General features: G+C 50.7%; 11 protein-coding genes. 5 read left to right on the forward strand and 6 right to left on the reverse strand.

The annotated features are described in order from the left end of the window. Window positions 1–2: 2 nt before the first annotated feature. Window positions 3–3,995, reverse strand: a complete 3,993-nt coding sequence (locus tag NH568_RS04010) for a tetratricopeptide repeat protein (RefSeq protein ID WP_253044694.1) — start codon at window positions 3,993–3,995, stop codon at window positions 3–5. Between the two features lie 158 nt (window positions 3,996–4,153). On the opposite strand from NH568_RS04010, the gene NH568_RS04015 reads away from it, so the two are divergent. The 5 genes from NH568_RS04015 (at window position 4,154) to NH568_RS04035 (ending at window position 12,339) form a co-directional block, all read left to right on the forward strand. Continuing rightward, on the forward strand, window positions 4,154–5,401 hold the full coding sequence (locus NH568_RS04015; protein WP_253044695.1) for a hypothetical protein: 1,248 nt from the start codon (window positions 4,154–4,156) through the stop codon (window positions 5,399–5,401). A gap of 709 nt (window positions 5,402–6,110) precedes the next feature. Beyond that, window positions 6,111–6,557 carry an Hsp20 family protein gene (locus NH568_RS04020; protein WP_138543240.1) on the forward strand — a complete coding sequence of 149 codons (447 nt, stop codon included), beginning with the start codon at window positions 6,111–6,113 and terminating at the stop codon, window positions 6,555–6,557. Between the two features lie 305 nt (window positions 6,558–6,862). Beyond that, window positions 6,863–8,587: a cation:proton antiporter gene (locus tag NH568_RS04025; protein WP_253044696.1), complete on the forward strand. Its 1,725-nt coding sequence runs from the start codon at window positions 6,863–6,865 to the stop codon at window positions 8,585–8,587. After that, a complete protein-coding gene (locus NH568_RS04030) occupies window positions 8,574–9,551 on the forward strand; it encodes a universal stress protein (RefSeq protein WP_253044697.1) in 978 nt (325 codons plus the stop codon). The genes NH568_RS04025 and NH568_RS04030 overlap by 14 nt, the downstream gene beginning before the upstream one ends. 232 nt (window positions 9,552–9,783) lie before the next feature. Continuing rightward, entirely contained in the window at window positions 9,784–12,339 is a 2,556-nt protein-coding gene (locus NH568_RS04035) for a tetratricopeptide repeat protein (protein ID WP_253044698.1), read from the forward strand. On the opposite strand, the gene NH568_RS04040 is transcribed toward NH568_RS04035, so the two are convergent. The 5 genes from NH568_RS04040 to NH568_RS04060 all read right to left on the reverse strand — a co-directional run bounded on the left by NH568_RS04040 (window position 12,330) and on the right by NH568_RS04060 (window position 19,393). Then, window positions 12,330–13,238: a DNA-binding domain-containing protein gene (locus NH568_RS04040; RefSeq protein ID WP_253044699.1), complete on the reverse strand. Its 909-nt coding sequence runs from the start codon at window positions 13,236–13,238 to the stop codon at window positions 12,330–12,332. The two genes, NH568_RS04035 and NH568_RS04040, sit on opposite strands and share 10 nt — an antisense overlap. Continuing rightward, window positions 13,235–14,227, reverse strand: a complete 993-nt coding sequence (locus NH568_RS04045; protein WP_253044700.1) for a DUF692 domain-containing protein — start codon at window positions 14,225–14,227, stop codon at window positions 13,235–13,237. The genes NH568_RS04040 and NH568_RS04045 overlap by 4 nt, the downstream gene beginning before the upstream one ends. A 9-nt stretch (window positions 14,228–14,236) precedes the next feature. Further along, on the reverse strand, window positions 14,237–16,531 hold the full coding sequence (locus NH568_RS04050; RefSeq protein ID WP_253044701.1) for a ferritin-like protein: 2,295 nt from the start codon (window positions 16,529–16,531) through the stop codon (window positions 14,237–14,239). A 142-nt stretch (window positions 16,532–16,673) separates the two neighbouring features. After that, entirely contained in the window at window positions 16,674–17,054 is a 381-nt protein-coding gene (locus NH568_RS04055; RefSeq protein ID WP_253044702.1) for a hypothetical protein, read from the reverse strand. Between the two features lie 167 nt (window positions 17,055–17,221). Then, complete coding sequence (locus NH568_RS04060; protein WP_253044703.1) at window positions 17,222–19,393, reverse strand: malate synthase G; 2,172 nt, start codon at window positions 19,391–19,393, stop codon at window positions 17,222–17,224. Window positions 19,394–19,429 lie beyond the last annotated feature (36 nt).

A 19,429-nucleotide genomic window follows, 5' to 3' on the forward strand; every position in this document is an offset into this window, starting at 1 on the left:
GATTACTCCTGTTCTAATTCATTGAGTTTTTCGATAATTGGGTCTATAAGCTCACTATCCGGCTCCTGTTCTGCTTCCTTGCAATGGCGAAGGTAGTTACCCAGCAGCCCTCTAATCCACGCCTGATAAGTGTCAGGCCACTGTATAAAGTAGGGAGAAAATCGCTGTACAGCCTCATGTGAACTAGCCTCCGCAGCTTGGTGCTGATCCAATTCGCTTTGAAAGTTCGCAAGATTATTCAGTGATCTAACTAGGTGGGGTAAAAAGGCATCAGGGCAAGCCCGGGCCAGTATTCTGTAGTGTTCAACGGATTCCTGTACGGAAGTCAGACCGGCCTCTCGCTGGCCTTGCGCGCTTTGCAAGAGAGCAAGGGTATTCAATGACATAGCCAAATCAGGTAAAAAGCTATCGGGATCGGCCTCTGCCAGCTTTTTTCTTAGTTCAACGGCTTCCAGCGCGGAGGCCAGGGCAGCTTTGCGCTGGCCCAAATCGCTTTGGCGACCAGCAAGATTATTCAGTGACATGGCCAGATCAGGCAAAAAGGCATCGGGCCGGGCCTGGTTCTGCTGCCTTAAAAGCTCAACAGCTTCCAGTGAGGTAGTAAGGGCAGCTTCGTGCTGACCGAACTCATATTGTCTGTTGGCCAGACAATTCAGTGATATGGCTAGGTCAGGCAAAAAGGTATCGGGGCGGGTCTGCGCCAGTACTCTGTAGTGTTCAACGGATTCCAGCGCAGTGGTTAGGGCTGCTTCGCGCTGACCCAGCGTACTTAAGAAGAGCGCGAGGTTATTCACTGATGCTGCCAGATCAGACCTAAAGACATCTGGACGGGCCTGAGTCAGTACCCTGTAGAGTTTAACAACTTCCTGCATCGAGGTCAGGGCGGCCTCGTGCTGACCCAACTCTCTTTGTTTGTTAGCAAGACCATTCAGTGACATAGCCAGATTGGGCAAAAAGGCACTGGGTGTGATCTGAGCCAACGTTCTGTAGTATTCAACAGCTTCCTCGACACTAGCCATACCCGGTTCACGCTGACTCTGCTCGGATTGCAAGAGTGTAAGGGTTTTCAGTGATGTGGTTAGGTCGGGCAGAAAAGTATCGGGATGGACCTGAGCCAACGTTTTATAGAGTTCGACGGCTTCCAACGCTGCTCCATAAGCGGCTTCGCGCTGGCCCAGCGTGCTTAGAAAGAGCGCAAGGTTATTCAGCGACGCAGCCAGATCGGGCAAAAAAACATCGGGGCAGGTCTGAACCAATACCCTGTAGTGTTCAATCGCTTCCTGTCCCGTTGTTAGAGCAGCTTCATGCTGGCCAAGTTCACTCTGCAAAACCGCAAGGGTATTCAGTGACGTGGCCAGATGGGACAAAAAGGTATCGGGACAGGAATCAGCAAGCTTTCTCCTTAGTTCAACGGCTTCCTGTGCGGAGAGCAGGCCAGCTTCGTAATGGTTCTGCTTACTTTGTTGTTTGGCAAGAGTATTCAAAGACATGGCTAGGTCGGGTAAAAAGGTCTCAGGGCGAACCTGAGCCAGTACTCTGTACTGTTCAACGACTTCCAGTGCGGAGAGCAGACTAGCTTCTTGCAGGTCCAGTTTGCTTTGTTGTTTGGCAAGAGTACGCAGAGACATGGCCAGGTCAGGTAAAAAGGTTTCAGGGTGAGCCTGAGTCAGAGCTCTGTACTGTTCGACAGCTTCAAGCGCTGCTGTGTGGGCGGCTTCATGCTGGCCCAGTGCACTCTGGCGAGAGGCAAGGTTATTCAGTGACGCCGCTAGGCCGGGTAAAAAGGTATCTGGTCTAGCCTGAGCTAGAGCGCTGTAGTGTTCAATAGCTTCCATTGCTGTGGTCAGGGCCGCTTCATCTTGGCCAAGTGCGCTCTGCAAGACAACAAGGGTATTCAATGACGTGGCCAGATCGCACAAAAAGGAATCGGGATGAGCCTCAGCCAGCTTTCTTGCAAGTTCAACGGCTTCAAGCGCAGAGACCAGGCCAGCTTCGTGTTGGTTCAATTTGCCTTGTTGTTTAGCAAGAGTATTCAGAGACATGGCCAAGTAGCGTAAAAAGGTCTCAGGATTAGCCTGAGCCAGTGTTCTGTACTGTTCAACAGATAACAGCGCTGCTGTGTGGGCGGCTTCATGTTGGCCCAACTCGCTTTGGAAGCCCGCAAGATTATTCAGTGACATTGCCAGATCAGGTAAATAGATATCAGGGTAGTCCTGAAAGAGCTTTCTCCTAAGTTCAACAGCTTCAAGCGCTGCTGTGTGGGCGGCTTCATGCTGGCCCAGTGCACTTTGGCGAGAAGCGAGATTATTCAGTGACGTGGCCAGGCCGGATAAAAAGACTTCGGGGCGGGCCCGAGCCAGTACTCTTAAGTGCTCAACAGTTCCCACCGCAGTGATTAGGGCGCCTTCGAGTTGGCCCAAAGCGCTTTGGCGTAAAGAAAGCGTGTGCAGTGTCGAGGCCAAAAGAGCTAATCTATCTTCACTGGGCTGCTCAACCTGACTCAGGCTTTGCTGATATAAAATTGTTGCCAATTTACAGGCTATTTCGGCCAGTGCAACAGAGCTAAGTGGCATAGCATCATTGAGTAATGCTAACAGAGCAGGATTATGCTGATTATCTTCAACCAGCTGGTCTGCCCACTTTAACAACTGAGCCTGCTGAGCGGTTGTTTGGCTAACCGGGCAGGCAAAGTCCTGCAACAGGCGAACCAGCGTGGCGGCGGCCAGCTCCTGACCGTATTCAAGTGTTCTAGCCAGGATGTCAGGCGCTTTTAAGCTTCGTTCCCTGTCACTTTGTAAAAGCTGTATGCACATGGCCTCGGCGATGAGATCGGGCTGAGTGGTCGACAGTCTGGCTGTTTCATCTCCATCTTCCGCTGGCGGAAACGCCTGCTGCAGCGCCAGTAAATCTTTATCCAGGCTTGGACTGTGCCAGCCCATGGCGATCAGCTCAGTGCTGAGCGTCTGGCGCATATCGGCAATACGGAGCCCGCCACACAGTAAATGAAAGCACAGGCAATGGGCCAGCTTAGTCGCATCGCCCCCTTCGCCAAAACACTTGTAAAAGCGGTCGATTTCTCGCTGCGCCAGTTTTTCAGCCGCAGCCAGATAATGTAATGACAAAGCCGCGCACGGCGACATGTCTCGGCAAAGAATACCGGCCATAACCAGCGCCAGTGGATTACCAAATTGCGGGTCGGCCAGCGCAGTATCAAAGTCGGGTTGTTCACCAGCCTCGGGGATTGCACTCGCTTGTGGGTTCGGCACCAGCGCTTGCGCAGCATTCAGTGCAGCACACAATACCGCTCGCCGTATTGGGATATCACTCAGACCGGCCAGTACATAAGGCTCGTACTGAGTAAACAAATCAAGCCGCGCCTGGTCACTGCCTAACGCTGAGCCAGCTAACGTACGCCACCAGCCAGCCTCTTTACTGGCTTCGCGCTCCAGCAGCAAGATGCGCACCCGGATACCGTCGGCAAGGTCGTCGAGCTGAGAGAGGGCATCCAGCCATTGCGCTAGTGCCTGCGCATTAGCCCCGGCGTAATCAACCACCAGCAACAAAGAGTGAGACCAGTTTGCCTGGGCAAATTTAAAGGCACGTGCCAACTCTGCTAAGTCATCGCTACGTACAAAGCCAGCCGCCCAGCCCGCTTGCTGCTCTGCCTGCTCGCACAGCTCAATGGCCAGGCGCGTTTTGCCACTGCCTGCGGAGGCGGTGATGGCAAAGACGGAAATATCCCTGTTGTCACTTAGCCATTCATGGAGCATCGAAAGCTCGCGCTCTCGGCCCTGTAAGCTCACTGCTTTGTTGTGCGCGCTGAGAATATCCAGCACACTAGCTGGAGTTTGCCGGCCCCGACGGAGCCGGGCAGGGGCATGATAGCGCACCAGCGGAATGCGGAATTCCACAGACCCACCAACCTGATTATGATCGCCGCTAATAATAATGCTCTGATTGGCACTGCCCTGAACCGAAATGCTGCGCTCAGCCATACCTATTCTCCCTGGTTTGTGCTTATTTTTTATCCTAATGCAGGAGTGCAGGTCAGGCAAGGGAGAATTATTACCCAGCTCTGTAAGCTCGTGTAACTGGCACACCACAAATTGTGTTCCATACTTGCTCTCGGAAACCAAAATCCGGGAGGATAATTATGTTGGACTCAACCCCACAGACCACTAAACAAGACACCACCTTTGTACAAAGTTATGGCATACATACGGGCTTTATACCCCGCTCACAACTGATAAAGAAAAACTGGATGCTGGCAGGCGATGATTATGCCAAGTTGCAGGGACACTGGCACGATAATGCGCTCACCGCCATTTATGGCAACTATTTTGTGGTAGAAAAAATTAACGGCGTTGAGGTCAGCGATGCCCAGGCGCAGGCTACCCTTGAGGAGTTGAGCCGGGTAACGCTGGCGCAGCAATTTGGCCCGCAGTACAGCAATAACATCAGCTTTTTTGCCTCCGACCGCAGTGTCGGCTGGGAATACCCCATACTCACCCCAGCGCAGGCCAAAGAAATCAGCACCAGTCTGGATGTGATAGCCTACAACAAGGTACTGCGCTATGCGTTTGCCTCAGCCTATGCGTACGGTCTGGAGCCCGGTGGCACCTTTGCTTATAATGATGATCCACTTTACCAGAAGTTAATGCTTACAAATGGTAAGCTCGAGATCATAGATACATTACTGAATGTAGACGGTGTCTATGCCTTTGCCGTTAAAGTACCCGGCATTGCTTCTGAGGGCCTGGAAGAAGAAGTGATCATTGCCTACAAGGGCACCAACCCGTTTAATACCGGCGACCTGTACGAAGACTTTAAACTGTTTTTTGCCAACCTGGCCGAAACCGATATCGCCTGGCAACGCACCGCGTATGAGTTTTGTCAGCGCATTTTGGATCAGTATCCACCCAATCAGGCATCTATTGCGCCCGGTTATCAGATACCCGAAGCGTCAACCAGCCACAATGTAGTTTTAACTGGCCACAGCCTGGGCGGTTATACGGCAGTCGACTCAGGCGTACGCACCGGCATTCAAACCCGGGTTTTTGCCTCGCCCGGTACTAAGATCATCGACACTTATGCCCGTTATTTCGCCAACACCATGCGCCTGCGTAACGTGATCAACTTCCGCACTGACTATGATCCTATTTCCTCTTCGGCATTGCGCCATGATGAAAACGAAGTGGAATTCCCGGCTTTTCCGGGTAAAAACCTCTTTGTGAATCATTTGCTTGAAAATATGATCAAGGAACGCCTGATCCCGCTCTACCACAACTGGCAAGATCCAACAGCTCGCCCAAGCCAGCTATTCATCACCCCGGACGCCAGCACAGGCGCAGGCCTAAAATTCCGCACAAATGTTTGGGGGTCCACTACAAAAGGCGATTAAGTATCACCTTTTGTCAGTGGACGCGAGCCCTGGATGGACGACGAAAGACCGACGATTAAGTATCGTCGCAGCTTGAGGAGATGAGCGCATGGATGCGCGATGGACGCAACTACACGGACGTACTTTACTCATAGCCTACCCTAAACCAACGATTAAGTATCGTCGCAGGCTCGGCGCCCCCGCATGAGAATAATACCGAGTAGCCTTTAAGAAGTTCCCGCATCAAGCGCGGGATGACTGGTTGTGTTTGCTAGTTTGTGCATTACTTGCTTAATCCCGCTCGTTTGCTAAATGGCAACTATGTCTTTAGTTAGACTTTATTAAACCTTTGGCAAATTCATATTTTCACTCCACTTCACCCATCACATCCGTCATCCCGGCCTCTCCTCTGTCATCCCGGCCTTGAGCCGGGAACCACCAACAGCAAAACGGTGGCTGACCTGAGCAAAAGTCCAAAGCAAACAATCAAAAATAAAAGCTATTAAAATCAAGCGCATAAAAAATATTCAAACTTTTTTCAAAAAACTTGCTTGAAAAGCATTGGCCCCGGCCATAGATAGATTTGTGAGGACGCCGGAAGGGTCCCAGACCAAACTAAGACTTTGTTTTAAAAGTTTTTATTTAAGTAATGTTAGAGTTAAAAACCCGCTATTTACTGGTTTATTGCAAAGAGTAAATGGCTTAATTATCGCTTTATGAGGATACGATTATGCGTACAGTAGATTTATCACCCCTTTACCGTTCATTCATTGGTTTCGATCACCTTGCATCTATGATGGATGCGGCGCAGCGTAGCAGCGAGAAGCAACCCAGCTATCCGCCTTACAACATCGAAGCTTTAGCTGAAGACAAGTACCAAATTACCATGGCGGTGGCCGGCTTTACGGAGCAGGAGTTATCGCTTGAGTCGGAAAATAACACGCTGACCGTTAAAGGCGAAAAGCAAAACAAAGAAGACAAAACCGACCGTAAATTTATTCATCAGGGCATTGCCGAGCGTAACTTTGAGCGCAAATTCCAGCTGGGCGATCACGTAAAAGTGATTGGCGCAGAGCTTGAGAACGGCTTGTTATTGATTGACCTGGAGCGCGAAGTACCGGAAGCGTTAAAGCCAAGAAAAATTGAAATTGGCACCGGTAAGCTTATAGAAGGTTAACACCTTAAGAGTAGTAATTACTCGCTCCCTTTTCCTTGTATTACATTGTTGAATTCCCACCAGCCGCCCGAAAGGGCGGCTTTTTTGTGTCTGCCAATTACGCGACACTTCGAGTATAACTTCCTATAAATACGGTAAATTCATACTATTAAACGCATGCCACGGCGCCTTTTCGCTGCTATTTTGATGTAGAACATGGTCAGCGAAGATCCACAGAACTTAGATTGATTTTTGCATAGGGAGTTGTGATGCTGGCGACCACTAAGGTAAAGCTGTAAGCCATTGAGCGTGAGGAAGGAGGTGCAATGCTCAACCTAAGTTTTATCCATCTGTCGGCTTTTTATGAGCTCACTGCGCTGGTGGTATTGGCCGCCGCACTGGGGTTTATTGGCGTGTTACTTCGCCAGCCCATGATTGTGAGCTTTATTGCCGTGGGGGTGGTTGCCGGGCCTTCGGCTTTAAACATAGTTCAGTCTCATGAGCACATTGAACTACTGGCCGAACTGGGCATCGCAGTATTGTTATTCCTGGTGGGCCTTAAGCTTGACCTGAAACTCATTCGTACACTTGGGCCGGTGGCACTGGCTACCGGACTGGGGCAGGTTGCATTTACCTCCGCCATTGGCTTTTTACTCGGCAAAATGTTGGGGCTGGATACCGTTACCTCCTTGTATGTTGCCGTTGCGCTGACCTTTTCCAGTACCATTATTATCGTCAAACTGCTGTCGGATAAACGCGAAGTAGACTCCCTCCATGGGCGTATCGCGGTGGGCTTTTTGATAGTCCAGGACTTAGTGGTGGTGCTGGCGATGATGGTGCTCTCAGCCCTGGGCATAGGCGCACAGTCGGGTGGCACACACTCAGCGCTGGCGCAAATAGGCAGCGTAATGCTGTATGGATTGATCATGCTTGCGTTTGTGCTGGTGTTTATCCGTTATATGGCCACCCCACTGGTCAGCCGCATCGCCCGCTCTAAGGAGTTATTGATCACCTTTGCCATCGGCTGGGCGACGTTACTGGCGGCAATTGGCAGCCAGCTCGGCTTTAGTAAAGAACTGGGCGGCTTGCTGGCGGGAATATCTTTGGCATCTACCCCATTCAGAGAGGCCATTGTTGCGCGCCTGGCCTCGCTGCGCGACTTTCTTCTGCTGTTTTTCTTTATTGCCCTTGGGACCCAACTGGACCTGAGCCTGCTTGGCGCTCAGGTGTTCCCGGCGCTGATATTGTCGCTGTTTGTACTCATTGGTAACCCTATCATTGTGATGGTGATCATGGGGCTGATGGGCTATCGCAAACGCACCGGCTTTCTGGCCGGGTTAACCGTAGCGCAGATCAGTGAATTTTCACTTATCTTTATGGCCATGGGACTCACGCTTGGCCATGTGTCGGCCGATTCTCTGGGGCTGGTCACACTGGTGGGGCTTATTACCATTGCCATGTCGGTGTATATGATCACTTACTCCCATGGACTGTATAACAAGCTGGAGCGCTGGCTGGGCGTGTTTGAGCGCAAAAAACCATTCCGAGAAGAAGCGCTCGAAAGCCAGCCATCATCAGAGCAAGTCTATGATGTGATCCTGTTTGGGCTTGGCCGCTACGGTAAGGCACTGGCCCACTACCTGCAAAAAGAAGGCTTCAAGTTGCTGGCTGTAGACTTTAACCCCGACGAAGTCAGGCGCTGGCGTAACGACGGCCACCTGGTGATGTATGGCGATGCCAGCGATCCGGCGTTTGTGAACGACCTGCCGCTGCAGGGCGTTAAGTGGGTGGTGTCGGCTATGCCACAGCATGATTTGGGCGTAACCCATGAAGATCCGCGCCTGGCACTGATAGACGGCCTGAAACAACAACACTATAGCGGCGGCATTGCCATTTCTACCCAGCACCAGCACGACCAGCCACTGCTGGAAGAAAAAGGCGCTACACTGGTACTGATGCCATTTCATGACGCCGCCGAGCGGGCGGTAGAGCGTGTTAAGGCGGCAACACCAGCCAGCGCCCAGTTAGAGGTAAATAATGAGACGATTTAACAAGATATTATGTGTGGTAGACCCGCAAGCAACCATGGACACCGCCGTGGTGCAAACCCTCCAGCTGGCGCGCGATAACCAGGCAGACGTTACCTTTATCTCGGTATTAAAGGAGGCCAAGCACTGGCGCGCATTTTTTACCAGCAAAGAAGAGTACGCCAGCCAGCTAGAAGAGCTGATCGCCAACAAGCGGGCCGCCATTGAAGCCAAGATCAAAGCGCTGGACTCAGACCAGGATCCCGCCATCATAGTGTGCACCGGGATCGGCTTTATTGAGATCATTAAGCGCGCGGTCGATGATCAGTACGACCTGGTGGTCAAGTGCGCCGAAGACGCAGACTGGATGGATCGCATGCTGGGCAGTGAAGACATGCACTTACTGCGTAAATGCCCCTGTCCGGTGCTGATGCTTAAGCCCGGCCAGCTCGATGCCTTTGGTAAAATTCTGGCCACGGTCGACGTGAACGACAGCTTCAGAGAGCTGGATGATGAACAAGTGCAAGACAAACTCAATCAGGCCGTAATGGAATACAGCGTATCGTTAAGCCTGCCCGAACTGTCTGAGCTGCATGTGGGCAGTGCCTGGGATGCCTACGCCGAAGACTGGCTGCGCTACGGCACCTTTGCGCATCAGTCGGACGAACAGGTGGATGATTATGTAGAGCAGGGGCGCAGAGACTGCGCCACTAAACTGGCCCGGCTGGTGACAAAAATGGACGCACTGTTCGACAAGTCGGCCGTTCAGTACCTGCAACCCAAGCTGCATCAGGTGAAAGGCAAAGCCAGTAAAGAGATCCCCCTGCTGGCACAAAAACACCAGATTGACCTAATCGTGATGGGCACCGTCGGCCGTGTCGGTATTCCGGGTTTGATTATAGGCAACACCGCCGAGTCCATTCTGGAACAAACCCAGTGCTCCGTACTGGCCATTAAGCCCAAAGGCTTCCAGACCCCAATTAAATAACCCGCGAGGGTGACCCACAGGTCCACCAGCTGACGAGTCGGTGGACCGCTTTTCGGGCGTTTCTCACTTCGCCAACGCCAACATTGTTGTAAGGCTTTGCGCCTCGTACAGGCAAACTGTACCCAATGAGTAAAATCCATCCCATTGTCAGCCATCATAAAATACCGTTTAATAAGGGTATAAAGCCCCATACCGGACTTTTGCGGGATTAAGCAGTTTAAAAGGAATATTGATGTCAGAACATAACCCCGAACTAACTCCAGAGATCCAAGCACTGATTGAAAAGACAGAAAGTGGTGATGCAGAGGCGCAAAATGAGTTAGGCGATGCCTATTATTTTGGTGATGACGTACCGCAAAGTGATAAGAAAGCAGTTAAATACTATCAGTTGGCTGCTAAACAGGGATACGCCGATGCCCAGTTCAACTTAGGTTTAATGTATGAGCAAGGCAAAGGCGTAGTGCATAACGATGGGAAAGCGGTTGAATACTACCGGTTAGCCGCAGAGCAGGGAGACGCCGATGCACAATGCAACTTGGGCGTCATGTATCAGCATGGTGATGGCATAGCGCAAAATGATGAAAAAGCATTTGAATATTTTATGCTGGCCGCAGAGCAGGGAAACGCGATCGGTCAGTGCAACTTGGGCGTCATGTATCAGCATGGTGATGGCATAGCGCAAAGTGATGAAAAAGCTTTTGAATACTTCCAGAAAGCAACAGAACAGGGATATTCACTCGCTCAACACAATTTGGGCGTAATGTATCAGCGAGGTGATGGCATAGCGCAAAGTGATGAAAAAGCTTTTGAATATTTCATGCTGGCCGCAGAGCAGGGAAACGCGATCAGTCAGTGCAATGTGGGGATTATGTATCAATATGGCAAAGGTATTACGCAAAGTGATGAGAAGGCCATTGAACATTATGAGCTTGCCGCTGAGCAAGGAAATGCCCGCGCCCACTGCCAATTGGGTGTGTTGCATAAGCATGGCAAAGGCGTGATGCAATGTCAAAAGAAAGCAGCTGAGCACTTCATGCTTGCAGCAGAGCGAGGAGATGCCCGTGCCCAGTGTCATTTGGGTGTGATGTATAAGCATGGCAAGGGTGTAACGCAATGTAATAAGAAAGCCGCTGAATACTATATGCTCGCAGCAGAGCAAGGAGATGCCCGTGCCCAGTGTCATTTGGGTGTGATGTATAAGAATGGCGAAGGTGTATTGCAATGTAATAAGAAGGCCTTTGAATACTTCGTGCTTGCAGCAGAAAAAGGAGATGCCCGTGCTCAGTTTAACTTGGGCTATATGTATGGCCAAGGAGAAGGTGTAGAACGAAGTAATAAGAAAGCCATTGAATACTATCAACAAGCAGCGAAGCAAGGGGATGCCCGTGCTCAGTTTAACTTGGGCTATATGTATGACCAAGGGGAAGGTGTAGAACGAAGTAATAAGAAAGCCATTGAATACTACCAACAAGCAGCGAAGCAAGGGGATGCTCATGCTCATTTTAACTTAGGCGTTATATATGAGTTTGGCAAGAGTGAAGTATGCTGTAATCAAAAAGCAATTGAACACTACCAACTAGCTGCAGATAAAGGAGTTCCACACGCGCATTGCCAATTAGGGATTATGTATGGACTTGGTAAAGGTGTAACGCAAAGTAATGAGAAAGCCATTGAACGCTTGCAGCAGGCCGCAAAACAAAACCACATTCGTGCTCTGCTCTATCTTGCTTATTATTACTTTGAAGGACGTAAGATTGCCAAAAGCTACTCCAAAACCAAAGATTTGTGCAAGCAAGTATTTAAAGATCCGGAATTCAGCTTTAAGGCCTACGAACTACACGATAGGGCCGAGCGTTTTGAACAATCAGAGTCAATTAGCGCTTTGAGAGAGAGGATACTCTCCCACCTTCAAGTCAAAAAACATCGTACTATGACTCATTACACGTCTTTCGATGTGGGCCAGGCCATTTTACTGGAAAAAAGCCCTTTCAGGTTAGGCCATATCAACGCGGTAAATGACCCCAATGAGGGAAAGTTACTCTGGCAGGAATTAGGTTACGAGCCGGAGGAGGGTAACCCGGTATTTATCGGCTGCTTTTTACCGGACAGCGACAGCCTGAATATGTGGCGCTTCTACAGTAAAAACCATTTAAACGACGATGCCTGCGGCTGCGCTATCACCTTCAGGACGGCAGGCTTTTTTGACTATCGTTTACTGGAAGTGCAGAGCAACCACATAGAGCAAGAGGAAAGGGTGCCCTCATTTGCCAATACCGGCCAGTCGCCTCAGGAAAGCGCTGCGTTCTATCGAGTTGTGTATCTCAAAGATAATTTTAAGATACTGGGTGAGGGTGCCAAAGAGCTGCGAACTTACTTCAAAGACCTCAAAAAAGAAGTCGATAAATTTGTAGGCAAGAAACCTGCACCTGAAAAATTACAAACGCTTGCCTGGCTTCTCGGCCCATTACCCTACCTGCTAAAAGACGCCCATTATAAGGATGAGCAGGAACACAGAGTAATAGTCTCGCACCTAGACTATGGCGCAAAGGAGATCCAAAGCTCTGCTCCTGATTTTGCCAACGGCACAGCACCGCGTTTGTATCTGGAGCTACACAGAGACGATCATCTGGCACCGATAGAGTACGTGACGCTCGGGCCTAAGGCGCCGAACAAAGAGATGGTGGCACCCTACTGGCGCCATCAACTCGCCAGTAAGTTTGAATCGCAGCTTGCAAGACGCAAAGATAAACAGCTGAATATTCGCCCCTCGCGCTGCGCTTATAAATAGTGCGAGGCATCTTCGGTCGTTGTAGTCGGGCGTTTGGCGCGTTCAACCATCAACAGACCACAAGCGACGGCGGCCGGTAGCCACATGGCCAGCCGGGCTCTGAGTAGCGCGGGTTCCATGCCCTGACGACGGGCGCTGTTTACCAGCGCCTGTTCAAACGACATCGCCTGACCACAATGACTGAGTAAATCCGCCTGCCAGTGGGTGAGCGGCTGGGTGATCAGCCGGTAGTTTTGCCGGGTCAGGGCGATATAGCGAGCTTCTCTGCCAGGCAGGGTGTGCGGTTGGGCATTTTCTAACTGCTCAACCATGGGCAGAAGATCATAGTCGCTAACCAGTAAACGCAAGCACGGTGGCACCATCAGGTTGAGCGATGCGCCGCCGCCCAGCAGTTCAAATTCGTTCAGTACCAGCTCGGATGGGGGGGTGTTTTCCAGTCCTTCGGCCAGCAGCACCTCAGCTTTGGCACGCTCGAACCGCGCCAGCTCCACGGGCACATCGAACATAGCGCGCTGTTTGTCGTCGAATTCCCCCTGCGGGCGGGTATTAGCCAGAAAACTGACAAACGATTTACCCAGCGTGTGTAAAGTGAAAGACCGCGACGGTAAGGTCACGATATACGCCTTGGCAAACACCTCAAAAACGTCATCACCCATAAAGGTGCAGAGCAGGGCAAATTCCCCTTTCAGACATTCCACCAGTCGCATAACGTAGCCAGCGGCATAGATATCCATCCGACGCTCGGCAGGCAACTGTGGGGTCGATTTAACACACTGTTCAAGTGTCAGGCCATCACGCTGGCCCGCTGTAAGCAACTTTTCGGGTAAGTCGCCACGAGAAATTAAAACGTGAGACAACCAGTGTTGCAACTGGCTGAGTTGTGGGGTTGAGTAGGTCATTTTGCTACCGGTTTTAAGCTGTGTGCCAGGTCTGTATTTTGATGCATTTCCCGTACCACAGGCGTTGAAAATTTCGCCATATCGCTCTGGTGCACGGCCTGCGCGGGCATCTCGCCATTAAGTACCTGCTTTGCCTTATTCAGCTCCGCCACCAGAGTGTCAAATGGCGGAATATTGGCGTCCCACTCCAGTAAGGTCGACACGCCGCCGGTCAGCTGTTGTGCCAACGCATAAAGCGCCCAGACTTGCTGCGGTACAGGCTGGTCGTGGGTGTCAATCAGACAGTCGCCGCAATCACTTGGGCCCGCCAGATGGATCTGCACAATCTGCTGGTGGGGCAGGGCACGGATATACGCCTCAGGATCAAAACCATGATTAAACGCACTGACAAACACATTATTGACGTCGAGCAAAATACCACAGCCGGTAGCATTCACCAGCTCGGTAAAGAAAGCCGGTTCACTCAGGCTGGAATGGCAATACTCCAGATAGGTAGACGGGTTTTCCAGCACAATCGGGCGCTCCAGCACTTCCTGCACTTGCTTAACCCGGCGGATAACATGGTCGAGACTTTCATCCGTCAGCGGCATGGGTAAAAGGTCGTGGCTATTTACTCCGGCAACCCCTGTCCAGCACAGATGATCCGACACCCACGCAGGCTGCACAAAATCGCTCAGTGCTTTGAGCTTGTTCAGATAGGTAAAATCAAGGGGATCTGTGCTGCCAATGTTCATCGACACGCCATGCATCACCATAGGGTAGTGTGCTCTGAGTGTTTCCAGCACGTGACGGCCATAGCCAAAATTGTCTATGTAGTTTTCGCTGATGATCTCAAACCAGTCCACCGGCTTTTTTGCCGTATCGTGGTCAATGCTCATCAGCTCAGGATAATGCTGACTGCGCAAGCCAATCCCAAATCCTAAGTTACCGGTATGAGAAAAAGAGGCTGCGGCATCACGCCGCACCTCCTCAGTATGGTTATCTGACATGGCGCTTCCTTATGTTGAAGGCGGCAGTGCCAGACGAATGTCATCCACTTCTGGTGGCGCAGGGATTTCACCGGTCTGCTTATTAACCAGATCGTTGGCATTACAATACGCCTGCCAGGCAATCTTGTACACCGCGTCCCCTTCTTTATAGGGCATTGGCGTAGTGTCATCAGATGAGTCGCAGTCCAGCTGTGGATCACCGCCATCAGGCGTAACGTAGCTGATAGGTGTAAAGTTGTTGTCTTCATCAAAACTAAACAACTGCATTTTATAGCCATCACTGTCATCGGCTGGCAGGGATGGGAATAACTGCGACGCCGAAATAGGCACAGCGCACCCACCCAGGTTATTACACTTGTTGTCGGCCGGCGCACTCTTAATGCCTTTAGCGCCACTGGCACCACAGCTGCCACCCGGTGTTGTGCTGTGAACAAAACCACAGCCACCCTGGGCTTTACAATCGTTTGAGCCTTTACAGCTATGGAACACCTGGGCTGGTGGTAGTCCTGCATCCTCCGATCTATAACTCATACCCTGGCAGGCATGGTACAACACGCCTTCTTCCTGCGGCGCAATGCCAGTCACCAGATCAGGTGCCATCCCGGTCGTGGCCCAGCAAATTGAGACACGGTCACCAGAGCCACCCATTGCAGGCCCGGGGAACTCATCGGTTTTCCCTGACCAGTAGCGGTCCAGCGCAGTTGTCAGACCTTTAATGGTTCCGACTGCCGACTGGCTGAACAGCAGGTGGGTTTCCAGTTTGCTTTTTTCTGTGCGGCTCAAGTTGTTTAGTGCAGAAACGATTTCATCAACGCCAGGTAAATCCGGGTGCTGCTCTTTTGCTTCATCACAGGTACCTGGGTTTAGCATTTTCTCATTCCAGCGATTACCTTCGGCATGCCAGTCTTTCCAGGTTAGATATCTCTCTTCTTCTGAGTAGCTGGGATCACTGTATTTAACGATCAATTCCAGTGTTTGCTTGAAGATCAAGAAATGATCTTTGCGCTTATTCATGATCCGTGCACACGCCGATCCTGAGATTGGTGTACCCGGATAATCCGCTTTAAGTGCGTTCTCATCAGGCTGATACTTCTCTTGCACGGTATGCGTATCTTGAGTCTTTTGCGCAAACAAACTGCTCAGGGCTTTTTGTGCCCAGGCTTCATGGCTCCATTTTTGGCAAATTGTTTCAACCACGCCCTGACCTTCGCCCTGATCGGTAATGGCGTTGATGTTATTGATAAGTTTAACTTTGAGTTCATCGTGGCGAGTATCATCCAGCTCTGGCGAATTCAAAGACCCGTCAACGCCAGGAAATTGTGCCTGGTACTCGTCATCGCCAGGACGGACGTTAAAGTAGTCTCTTTGTACCGGTGTTGACCCTAACAGCGCATCGAGCAAAGACGTGCCATCGTCATACTGGATTTGCAGGTAGTTCCAGTAACACAGGTACATATGGCCGATTGAGCCAAACAGCGGCAGATCGGTTTCAGTGTAGCTGGGTTGCCACCAGTCAAACGGGGCATTTTCAAAGTACTTGGGACGACCATCTGCACCGGGTTTGAGGTACTGGGGTGCAATAATTTTTTGTGCGTCTTCTTCGGTTTCTTCAATCAATAAAAACAGCAGCGCCTGCTCTTTGTTAAGCTCCGTCGCATTCACCCTGAGGTCCTGCAAACTTTCACCCTTAAAGTGAGCTTTAAAGTAATCCCTGACTTCAGGACTAAGCTGATTCAGATCGCTGTCGCAGTCTTTAAAATCCAGAATGTGTGGGATCATGGTCTGATTGTTGTAACACTGCCAGCCATATTTCTTATCGATCAGTGCCTCACTGGTAAAAGTCGGTGTAAGTCCAATCTTGCTGGCCATGTTGGAAGCCAGTTGCAGGTGCAGCATTTCTTCAACAAACACGCTGTATACACCATTGAATACTTGCTCGTTGACTGTTAAGACATCCGTCGGTGTCGGCTTCACCACGGCGTCATATTCATCGAATCGCCCCTCAGGCACCGTACCAGCGGTTGCTGCCAAACCAGGCCACCAACGTCCCGGATATAACCCGGAGTTGTCACCAATCTGGTGCATCCCATAAATGGAGTATAGGCCGGTCATATACAGTGGAATGGTAAATAGCTCAACGTTGATAGCCGCCTGCGCGATGGCTTTCACACACGAGATATCAGCAGCCTTGTAATCAACGCTACGCGCTTTTATCTCCTGCTCTTGTTGCTTTGAAATTCTGAGTTCGGGCTTAATGATTTCTTTCAGCCCGCTCAATACGTCTTTATTAATTGGTTCGTTCATGAACTTGCTCCTTCGTGACGGTTTGACTACTGCCCATTCGCTTCTTCAAGGCCGTAGTGCTCGTAAAAGGTAGTTCACAACAAAAGAAATTCCTATTACACCCTATTACTCACAAGCAGAGTGTGCAAAAGAAGAGGGATGTTTACCGACGCCGTTCAATCTCACAAAGGTCAGACGTCTGATTGTCGCAATATTGTGACGCTTGGAGCTGAGTTTTAGCGCTGTCGGGACTCAGCCTTGCTTCGGCATCAATATCAATCCCATTTGCCAGGCAGGCTTCTTTGTAAGCTTGCTGTTGCTGTGCATTTACAATCCCGTTGGACAATACCAGTGCCAGCCCGCCAGCCAATTCCAGCTCATGAAATATCAGGTTGCTGGCAGCACGGGGAGCCATTTCTATACTGGTCGATTCTTTATAAACGCCGCAATATTCGTCAAAGCTGACTTCGGTCTGCGGCACAAAAACACACCCCGACAACAATAGGGTACTTATCCCCGGCAACAGGTATTTCCCTGACAACATAATCAATATTATCCGTATTTATCACTTTGGGTAAGAGTATGCAGGGCACTCAAGAAATTCAACGGGTTACAACATAAGTCTGACGCAATTTTACATCTGCTGACATTTTGCAGAGCAACAGAGCGTAAAGCCCCTTTACACTCTGTTGTTCAGACCAATCAAAGAAACTACTGAATAAGGCCCTTGTACTGACGTCGATACGCATGCAGCAGAGGTTCCGTGTAGCCATTTGGCTGTGCTTTACCTTGCAGTACCAGCGCCAGAGCCGCCGCAAAGGCCAAGTTGTCTTCGATGTTTTCGCCACTCATAGGCTGGTATTGCGCGTCATGATGATTTTGCTCATCGACGATTTTCGCCATACGCACAAAAGTGCGCTTAACCTGCTCCTCAGTGCATATGCCATGGTGCAGCCAGTTCGCAATGTGCTGGCTGGAGATACGCAAAGTTGCTCTGTCTTCCATCAGGCCAACATGATTGATATCGGGTACTTTCGAGCAACCAATGCCCTGATCTATCCAGCGCACCACATAACCCAGAATTCCCTGAGCATTATTGTCCAGCTCGGCTTGGATATCTTCATCGCTAAGCTGTCGTGTGCCCAGTAACGGCGGTGTCAACAGGTCGTTAAGGCTTGCCATCTGCCGCTGGGCAATTTGCTGCTGCAATGTCGCCACTTCAACTTCGTGATAATGCATGGCATGCAAAGTGGCCGCGGTGGGAGAGGGCACCCAGGCGGTATTGGCACCCGACTTTGGATGCGCCAGCTTTTGCTCCATCATCAGCGCCATTTTATCCGGCATTGGCCACATGCCTTTGCCTATCTGCGCCTTACCCGCAAAGCCCGAAGCCAGACCTGTGTCTACATTACGATCCTCATACGCCGCAATCCAGGGCTGTGCTTTTATCTCGCCTTTGGGTAATACCGGGCCTGCCATCATAGACGTGTGGATCTCGTCACCGGTTCTGTCCAGGAACCCGGTATTAATGAACACCACGCGGGAGTGAGCCGCGTTGATACAGGCCTGTAAGTTTACAGATGTACGACGCTCTTCATCCATAATGCCCATTTTTAAGGTGTTTTCAGGTAATTTCAGCAACTGCTCTACTGCACTAAACAACTCGCCGGTAAAGGCCACTTCTTCCGGGCCATGCATTTTGGGTTTGACGATATTCACGCTCTGAGCAGTGGAGTTTTTAAGCACACCATCACCTTGCAGATCGTGCAGCGCGGCGGTTGCGGTGATCACCGCATCGACTATTCCTTCGAATACCTCTTCACCATGCTCATCCAAAATGGCGGGTGTGGTCATCAAATGGCCAACATTACGCACAAACATCATAGCGCGGCCTTTGAGGCTCAGCGACTGGCCATCAGGTGTCAGGTAAGTTTTGTCGGCATTTAGTGAACGGGTTACTGTCTTACCCGCTTTTTCAAACTGTTCTTCGAGTGTCCCCTGCATCAGACCCAGCCAGTTGCGGTAAACCAGTACTTTATCTTCGGCATCCACAGCTGCAACTGAGTCTTCACAATCCATAATGGTGGTCAGCGCGGATTCCAGGATAACGTCTTTGATCCCGGCCTTATCTGCCTGGCCGATCGGATCCTGAGGATCGATCAGGATTTCAAAATGCAGATCATGGTGTTTAAACAGTAACGCCGACGGGCTCTGCGGCTGCCCGTTATATCCGGCAAACTGCGCAGGATCCGCCAGTTTAACCTGACTAGAGTCGTTAAGCGTGATGACCAGCTCACCTTGTACCACCGCATAATTAGTACTTTCAATATGAGAGCCATGTGCCAGCGGCAAAATACGGTCCAATAACTGGCGAGCATAGGCCATCACTTTAAAGCCCCGCACCGGGTTATACCCACTCGCGCGCTCCGCGCCGTCCTCTTCGGGCAATACATCTGTGCCATACAGCGCATCATAGAGTGAACCCCAGCGGGCATTGGCTGCGTTTAGCGCAAACCGCGCATTACTGACGGGCACTACCAATTGCGGACCTGCAATACGTGCAATTTCAGGCTCAACCAGCTCGGTGGTGATAGGCTGCACAGCAACATCAGGCACCAAATAGCCAATTTCGGTCAAAAATGTCCGATACTTATCAGCATCCCAGCTCGGGTTAGCCAAATGGTAGTCATCAATTTGTTTCTGTAATAGATCGCGCTTGGCAAGCAACGCCCGGTTTTTGGGTGTGAGAGTGTGAATAATAGTCGAAAAACCTGACCAGAAGTCATCTGCGTTAATTTGGGTGCCAGGCAGCAGCTCCTGATCGACAAAGTCAAACAGGCGGGTATCGATACGCAATCCGGCCTGTAAAATGTGAGAACTCATGTGAGTGATCCTTGATCGGGTTTGAACGGGTCACTT

The organism is Pseudoalteromonas sp. XMcav2-N (genome assembly GCF_024124545.1).
Classification (GTDB): Bacteria; Pseudomonadota; Gammaproteobacteria; order Enterobacterales; family Alteromonadaceae; genus Pseudoalteromonas.

Coding starts and splice junctions, on each gene's coding strand:
- NH568_RS04035 (WP_253044698.1), top strand. CDS start 9,784: ATGTCAGAACATAACCCCGAACTAACTCCAGAGATCCAAGCACTGATT.
- NH568_RS04015 (WP_253044695.1), top strand. CDS start 4,154: ATGTTGGACTCAACCCCACAGACCACTAAACAAGACACCACCTTTGTA.
- NH568_RS04060 (WP_253044703.1), bottom strand. CDS start 19,393: ATGAGTTCTCACATTTTACAGGCCGGATTGCGTATCGATACCCGCCTG.
- NH568_RS04050 (WP_253044701.1), bottom strand. CDS start 16,531: ATGAACGAACCAATTAATAAAGACGTATTGAGCGGGCTGAAAGAAATC.
- NH568_RS04040 (WP_253044699.1), bottom strand. CDS start 13,238: ATGACCTACTCAACCCCACAACTCAGCCAGTTGCAACACTGGTTGTCT.
- NH568_RS04010 (WP_253044694.1), bottom strand. CDS start 3,995: ATGGCTGAGCGCAGCATTTCGGTTCAGGGCAGTGCCAATCAGAGCATT.
- NH568_RS04025 (WP_253044696.1), top strand. CDS start 6,863: ATGCTCAACCTAAGTTTTATCCATCTGTCGGCTTTTTATGAGCTCACT.
- NH568_RS04045 (WP_253044700.1), bottom strand. CDS start 14,227: ATGTCAGATAACCATACTGAGGAGGTGCGGCGTGATGCCGCAGCCTCT.
- NH568_RS04030 (WP_253044697.1), top strand. CDS start 8,574: ATGAGACGATTTAACAAGATATTATGTGTGGTAGACCCGCAAGCAACC.
- NH568_RS04020 (WP_138543240.1), top strand. CDS start 6,111: ATGCGTACAGTAGATTTATCACCCCTTTACCGTTCATTCATTGGTTTC.
- NH568_RS04055 (WP_253044702.1), bottom strand. CDS start 17,054: ATGTTGTCAGGGAAATACCTGTTGCCGGGGATAAGTACCCTATTGTTG.